At 45.5% G+C, this 942-nt stretch carries 1 protein-coding gene; it reads right to left on the reverse strand.

Features of this window, described 5'->3' with window-relative positions; all coding sequences use genetic code 11:
* Positions 1-932 (reverse strand): IS256 family transposase (locus RM539_RS19870; protein ID WP_311505162.1); only part of this gene is annotated, 932 nt, incomplete at its 3' end.
* Between the last annotated feature and the right edge of the window lie 10 nt (positions 933-942).

The following is a 942-nucleotide window of genomic DNA, read 5'->3' on the forward strand; positions in this document are numbered from 1 at the left end:
TCCCTCCAGCTCTTAATGGCATAGGAATACTTGCTTTCCCATTGTTCTGCAAAATCATCCAGGGCAGCTTTTGCCGCCTGCTGGTTGGGTGCATTGTAGATGTGCTTCATATCCGCTGTAAAGGCTTTTTTGTCCTTCCATACCACATACCTGCAGGCGTTGCGTATTTGGTGTACCACGCAAATCTGGGTTTTGGATTCAGGGAACACGTTCCTGATGGTATCGGTAAACCCGTTCAGGTTATCGGTGGCCGTGATAAGTATATCTTCAGTGCCCCTGGATTTCATATCGGTAAGGACACTCATCCAGAAGGCTGCAGATTCATTCTTGCCCAACCAAAGTCCAAGAACTTCTTTCTTTCCATCCCTGCGAAGCCCTACTGCTATATATACCGTTTTGTTGATCACTTTGGAGTTCTCCCGTACCTTGAACACGATCCCATCCATCCAAACAATAAGATATACTGGTTCTAATGGACGGTTCTGCCAGGCCACGATATCCTCGGTGACTTTTTCGGTAATCCGGGAGATAGTGGAAGTAGAGACTTCAAAATTGTAGACCTCTCTAATCTGTTCTTCGATATCGCTATTGCTCATTCCTTTGGCGTAGAGCGATACAATGACATTTTCGATCCCATCGACCATATTCCCACGTTTGGGGACGATCATGGGATTAAAGGAAGCATTGCGATCCCTGGGGACCTGGATCTGCGATTCCCCAAAGGAAGTGCGGACCTTCTTTTGACCAAAGCCATTACGGGTGTTGGAGTTGTCGGACTTCCGATTTTTATCATAGCCAAGATGACCATCGAGTTCTCCCTCGAGCATCTTCTCAATGCCTCGCTTTTGCAGGTCTTTTAAAAATCCGTTGAGTTCATCACCGCTTTTGAACTGCTTCAAAAATTCATCGCTAAACAAATCTTCTTTTTTCATACTGTGTAAA

It is taken from the genome of Autumnicola musiva, from assembly GCF_031846585.1.
GTDB classification, from domain to species: Bacteria; Bacteroidota; Bacteroidia; order Flavobacteriales; family Flavobacteriaceae; genus Autumnicola; species Autumnicola musiva.